Source organism: Bacillus sp. NPDC057893 (assembly GCF_042796455.1).
Classification (GTDB): domain Bacteria; phylum Bacillota; class Bacilli; order Bacillales; family Bacillaceae_G; genus Bacillus_A.
The window spans coordinates 8,979-15,084 of the sequence record NZ_JBHVNG010000024.1 but is presented as its reverse complement, the minus strand read 5'-3'; the positions used below and the strand labels follow the sequence as shown (position 1 = coordinate 15,084).

The window sequence follows — 6,106 nt, the reverse complement described above, 5'->3', positions numbered from 1 at the left end:
AGATGAAGGCAAGTATGTCTCGAAGAGGCAACTGTTGGGATAATGCTTGTATGGAAAACTTCTTCAGTCACTTTAAGGCAGAGTGTTTTCATTTATACTCCTTCCGTAAAGCGAATGAGGTCAAACTTGCCGTGCGTAAATATATGCACTTTTATAATCATCAAAGATTTCAAAAGAAATTAAATAACCTGAGTCTATATAAATATAGAACTCAGGTTGCTTAGTTGCGCTTTTTAAATACTGTCTACTTGACAGGGGTCACTGCAAAACTCTAATTCTTTTTTATTGATAGTTATTTAAACCTTTTAACGTGGTTAATAAGCAGATTATCTAGTCTATTTTCCAAACAGTGATTAATGGTAATCTCCTCTCCCCTTTGATATAATTGTTTACTTGTGTGTAAAAAACATCTAAAGTGAAAATTAACCAGACCACTTATACCCTACTCCCCAAACAGTCTGAATGTAATCCTCACATTGAACATTTTGTAGTTTTCTTCTTATTTTTTTGATATGCTCTGTTATTGTATGGCTATCATAATAAGCTATATCTTCCCATACTAGCTCATATATATTCTCTCTCGTAAAGGTTTGTCCTGGATGTAAAGCTAATAGTTTTGTAATTTCAAATTCTTTATTGGTAAACACAATTTCATGGGAATCGTAATAAACTTTGTATTCCACGATACAAATAGCTAATTTCCCAAATTTTAAAGACACTAACTCTTTTTCTGATCCTTTTATACTCATATGTCGTTCTCGTCTAATATGTGCGGCTACTCGAGCTTTTAGTTCTTGAATACTAAAAGGCTTTACCACATAATCATCTGCTCCTATTCCAAATCCATATACTTTGTCTACTTCACTTTGCTTCGCACTTAATAAAATAATAGGAGTATCAATTTCTTCTCTTAAAATTTTTATAACATCATATCCATTTAAATCGGGCATCATAATATCCATAATAATAATATCAGGATTGTATCTTTTTGTTTGAATAATTCCTTCTACGCCATTACTCGCTGTATATACTTCATATCCTTCCAATTTAAAAGCATCTTTTAACATGAGATTTATTTCTGGTTCATCATCTACAATTAAAATCTTACCGTTGGGCCCAATCAAATTTTCTACCCCCAGTTCATATTCTGTATCTTAATTTGGTATGATAAACCAAATATGAGCACCACCATATTTACTATTATTGTCCGCATAAATTTCACCTTTATGCTTTTCAATAATTGTCTTCGCAATATAAAGGCCTAAACCGGAATGACCTTTATTTTTAGATCTAGAAGGATCACCTTGGTAAAATTGATTGAAAATTTTAAGCATATTTTTAGATTCAAATCCTGATCCAGAATCAACAATATGGAATTGTAATTGTTTCGTATTAATACAAACAGTCACATGAATTTTCCCTTTATCAGGAGTAAAACGGATACTGTTCATAATAATGTTATCAATTACTTGACTAATCCGCTCTTGATCTAAAATGAAATTCTTTATTCGCTTATCATTTTTAATTTCAAAACTAAAATAAATATTTTTTTTCTCCATCAGATAGTTATATTCCATAATTTTACTTTTTAAAAATTGCTCTATTTCACTATTTATTAAAAACAAATTGAATGAACACACTTCCAATTCGTTTATCATATTAAATTCGCTCAGTAGCTTTGCCATTCGATTGGCATTAGATTCAATAGTAGATAAATAGCGAAGTAACAGTTCCTCATCCTTCCACATACCACTTTGTAAACCTTCAGCATGCCCTTTCACAATCGTTAGGGGAGTCTTTAAATCATGAGAAATTGCATTGATGTACTCTCTACGTTCTTCTTTTAACGCCCATTCCCTAGATAGGCTGTTTTCTAATTCGGCACGCATCTTTTCAAACGCTTGCACTAATTCTCCAACTTCATTATTAGCATCATATTCTAAATGAAAATTAAGATCTTTATCTTTAATTCGGTGTGACGCAGTAATTAAATCTGTTATCGGTTTTGAAAGTCTTTTTCCGATTTTATTTGAAATTAAATATGATAATATAGTGATGTATATGAAGGGAGATAGAAATAATAGAACAATAGGGATGAAATCTAAAAATGATGTAGCAGAGACTGCTATATTATAATTAAGAACGAGTGATCCTTTTAGCTCCCCATTATCATTAGATAGCGGGATGTAGTATGTAATATTATTCGCGTTTTCCTTACTATTAATCTTTAAATTAATATTTTTCACTAAAGGATTTTCTTTATTAATAACACTTTCAGTGATATTTCCATAGTAATATATTCCTTTTTCATTAATAACTTGATACTTAATGCCCTCTGTGGGAATAAGCTTTTCCAAACTACTCTTTTCATTTTCTTCTAATAAATTATCCCCTTTTTCTTTTGCGTAATTCTCAATTATTGGAATTTTATTTTGATAATAATCAGCGGGATGAACAGTGCCACTCCCTCCATTCATCCACCAACTAAACATACATACAAATGTTATAATAGTTAGTATGATACTCCCAAACAAAATAACTAAGAATCCAGTAATGATCTGTTTTTTTATTGAGAAATTCTTAATCATTTTTTACGCTCCATTTATATCCAATTCCCCATACAGTATGTATGTATTTATACTGCGAGTCATACAAAGCTAATTTAATCCGAATCTTTTTTATATGCTCTACAATTGTTAGAATATCACTCTCATTATCATATCCCCAAATTTTTTCAAATATCTGTTTTTTAGTAAGGACTTGCTCCGGATTCAGTGAAAATAATTTCAATAATTCGAATTCTTTTTTTGTAAAATGGACTAATTCGTCATTTACTGTTACCTCAATTTTTTTGAAATTAATAAAAATATTTCCACACATTAAACTATGCCCCTGATTTGGATGCTCTATTTCCTTCACACGCCTTAAATTGGCGATAATTCTTGCTTTCAGTTCTCTAATGCTAAATGGTTTTGCGATATAATCATCCCCCCCAACCATCAATCCTTCAATTCTCGATGTCTCCCTTCCATCTGCACTAAGGAATAGAATCGGACAAGTGAGTTTCTCCCGGATCTTCCTACAAATTTCAAAACCATTCATATCCGGGAGCATTACATCTAGTATAATTAAAGAAACACCAGCATTAACTTGCTTAATTGCATCACTACCATTAAATGCTGTTAGAACATGATACCCCTCCATAAGAAGACTATCTTTGACAAATGTAACAATCTCTTCTTCATCATCTACAATTAAAATCTTATCCGTAATTGCCAACATCTCCTCTAATTATACATATCTCTTTTCTGCCAGATAAATAAATTTAAAGCAATGCCTACCACGATAATTATAGCATTCAAAAGGAAAAATGTGTAATCTTGTTGGCTGATAATTCTGAAGGCTTCAGCTCCGGAGATGAGGAAATATTTAAAATCATCGTATATATACATTGAACCTACCATACCACCTATAGTCATTAAAAAGTTAACTACTGGGTTGATGACTAAAAGGCTCATGAAATTTGCAATCATTAAAATAGAACTTGCAATAATAAATAAAACACCATAAAACTTTAACGTATAGAAAAACGATTCAATAGCATTGTATTGCACATTTTTATCTAAAAACATTGTACTTTCTGCATTCTCTATAAAAAACATGCCGTATATATAACTAATAACAAATGCAATAAGTAAAAAAGTAAGTACCAAGATAACTTGTGCAATCCATTTTGTTAGCAACAACTTGGTTCTACCTACGGATCGAATTAATACTAAGCGATACGCACCTCCTGATAGTTCTCCACTAAAACTATCTATAAATAAAATAGGGAATATCAAAAAGGCAAGTATGAAATAAATTTCTTTAGCTAAAATGGATGGGAAATTCAAATTATTTAGCGGTCCTTGAAATTCCGAGCTGTACACAGCTGTCCCATACAATCCTACAAATAAACAATCCAAAAAAGTAATTAAACAAAAAAGAACCAACAAAACCTTTGTTTTTTTTCTTGAAAAAATTCGTTCAAATTCACTAATTAATAAAGCTTTCATTTTCATCACCTCAAATAAAATTATCTTTATTACTTAACACACGAAACGTTATAAGGTTACACAAAATGATGTAAAGAAACATAATCCCTAAACACCACGCTATTAAAGGTGGGTATCCTAATAGCATTGTTGCGATCCCATTATATTGCAACATAAATAAAGATGTATAATTAATAAACCCTAGTAAAGTAGATGATTCCATAATTTGTATAATGTTAGGGTATGCTGCAGAAAATAACATAAACCCCATTCCTAACAAAGTTGCTCCTGTTGTTGATTTACTCATTACTGTTAACATCACCAAAACACTAGTCATAGCTACCAACGTTATATATGCAATTAAGTAATATAAAATGTTATATATTACTATTGTTATACCTGTCGAAGGTTTAGTATGAAGTAGTAATACAATACTAGTTTGATAGTCAAAAAATATAAACCCAACTACATAGCTACATATAAAGTAAATTGTTAAGAATAGCAGCATCGTTAATAAGGTTGTTATTATTTTTGCAAGTAGTACTTGTTTATACGAATAAGATCGTTGTAATACCATGCGCATTTGTCCACTATGATATTCATGAGAAAACATTAAAATAATTGTAATTAGTAAAATCATATTAAATGTCCCAAGTAATTGTTCAGATAACCCCATAAACGGAAATGAATTTGCATATGTATGATCTGAATAATTGGCTGGAACTACCTCATTATGTTTCAAAAAAACTTTTGCTGAAGCAAACAACATAATAGGTACGGCAAAAAAACATAACCATGTAACTTTCTTTGCCCATAATCGTTCCCATTCAGCCCTTATTAACATTTTCATTGTGTCATCATCTCCACAAATACTTCTTCTAAATCTTTGTCGTTTCGTCTCAATCCATCTGTTTTTCCTTTCCACAACAATTTACCATCATTTATCATTATCCAAGAACTACAAATGAGTTCTAATTCTCGAATTAAATGACTAGAAACAAAGAAAGTAATATTTTTTTCTTTCTTTAACTGTAAAATAATTTTTCTTAATTGCTGAATACCGACTGGATCAAGACCGTTGGAAGGCTCATCTAATATAATAAAAGTTGGGTCTCCTAATAACGCCTGAGCAATACCTAAACGTTGCTTCATCCCAAGTGAATATGTTCCAACACTATCATCAGCTCTACTCTCTAATCCAACAATCTTTAATACTTCTTCAACCTTTTTTTTCAGCAAATCTCCTCTTGTTTCCATTGTAATTCTTCCTAAATTTATTAAATTTTTTCTTCCCGACATATATGGGAAGAAAATTGGAGATTCCACAATAGCTCCTACATGCTTTAATGCGGACTCCCTATTCTCTCGCACACTACTGCCATTGATGTAAATCTCACCCGATGTCGGCTTAATTAACCCCATAATCATTCGAATTAATGTTGTTTTCCCTGATCCGTTTGGCCCTACAAAACCACAAATTTCTTTTTCCTCAATTTGAAATGATAAGTGGTCAATTAATGTTCTGCCCTTTACTTTCTTTGTTACTTCTTTTACTTCTAACATCATTTTCCCCATAATATATCTCCTCCTTCTTCAGTCTCCATTATAAAAAATGAAAATAAACATTTTATAAACAAATGAAAATAAAATTTATAAAGAAACATAAACAAAAATAAAGAAATGTAAATTTTACTTTTTTTTTACAAAATTAGGAATACACTTACTGTGATGAATTCATCGATTTATCTATTTATTCATTTAATTTCGAGAGGAGAATGTAATAATGAGTAAAAAAGATGTGTTTGATTTAGATTTACAAGTTTCAAAGAGTAGTGGGGGAGTTGAGCCTCGAATTACAAGCGTTGCACTTTGTACACCTGGAACTTGTCATAATGGTTGTAATGACGGCACATTTGCTTCTAAATGCTGTCCAAGTCGATATACTGCATGCGTTACAAAAACCTGTATTACATGTGCTTAATAGTAGGGCATAATTTAAGATTTTTTTAACATAATAGTTTTTCTTTTCGCTGTTACATAAGCATTGAAAAGAAACCTATAAAGTATAGGAA

8 protein-coding genes are annotated in these 6,106 nt (G+C 30.9%); 2 read left to right on the top strand and 6 right to left on the bottom strand.

The features are described 5' to 3' along the window. The first annotated feature begins 2 nt into the window (after nucleotides 1-2). Nucleotides 3-224: an IS3 family transposase gene (locus ACFVQC_RS29705; protein WP_377900117.1), complete on the top strand. Its 222-nt coding sequence runs from the start codon at nucleotides 3-5 to the stop codon at nucleotides 222-224. 198 nt (nucleotides 225-422) lie between these two features. Here ACFVQC_RS29705 and ACFVQC_RS29700 read toward each other — a convergent pair whose 3' ends face one another. Genes ACFVQC_RS29700 through ACFVQC_RS29675 form a run of 6 tightly spaced genes read right to left on the bottom strand, consistent with a single transcriptional unit; the run spans nucleotide 423 to nucleotide 5,609 of the window. Continuing rightward, a complete protein-coding gene (locus ACFVQC_RS29700) occupies nucleotides 423-1,124 on the bottom strand; it encodes a response regulator transcription factor (protein ID WP_377900116.1) in 702 nt (233 codons plus the stop codon). 30 nt (nucleotides 1,125-1,154) lie between these two features. Then, nucleotides 1,155-2,588, bottom strand: a complete 1,434-nt coding sequence (locus tag ACFVQC_RS29695; RefSeq protein ID WP_377900114.1) for a sensor histidine kinase — start codon at nucleotides 2,586-2,588, stop codon at nucleotides 1,155-1,157. Beyond that, nucleotides 2,581-3,273, bottom strand: a complete 693-nt coding sequence (locus ACFVQC_RS29690; RefSeq protein WP_377900118.1) for a response regulator transcription factor — start codon at nucleotides 3,271-3,273, stop codon at nucleotides 2,581-2,583. The genes ACFVQC_RS29695 and ACFVQC_RS29690 overlap by 8 nt, the downstream gene beginning before the upstream one ends. Nucleotides 3,274-3,287: 14 nt before the next feature. Further along, the gene (locus tag ACFVQC_RS29685) at nucleotides 3,288-4,055 is read right to left on the bottom strand and encodes an ABC transporter permease (RefSeq protein ID WP_377900113.1); all 768 of its coding nucleotides are present in this window, start codon (nucleotides 4,053-4,055) and stop codon (nucleotides 3,288-3,290) included. Between the two features lie 10 nt (nucleotides 4,056-4,065). After that, nucleotides 4,066-4,884 (bottom strand): ABC-2 transporter permease, encoded by an 819-nt coding sequence (locus ACFVQC_RS29680; protein WP_377900112.1) that lies wholly within the window; start codon nucleotides 4,882-4,884, stop codon nucleotides 4,066-4,068. Beyond that, nucleotides 4,881-5,609, bottom strand: coding sequence for an ABC transporter ATP-binding protein (locus tag ACFVQC_RS29675; RefSeq protein WP_377900110.1), 729 nt, complete (start codon nucleotides 5,607-5,609; stop codon nucleotides 4,881-4,883). Before ACFVQC_RS29675 ends, ACFVQC_RS29680 begins: the two co-directional genes overlap by 4 nt. A 208-nt stretch (nucleotides 5,610-5,817) precedes the next feature. Between ACFVQC_RS29675 and ACFVQC_RS29670 the strand changes: the two genes are divergently transcribed. Further along, nucleotides 5,818-6,015, top strand: a complete 198-nt coding sequence (locus tag ACFVQC_RS29670) for a gallidermin/nisin family lantibiotic (protein ID WP_139253827.1) — start codon at nucleotides 5,818-5,820, stop codon at nucleotides 6,013-6,015. Nucleotides 6,016-6,106 lie beyond the last annotated feature (91 nt).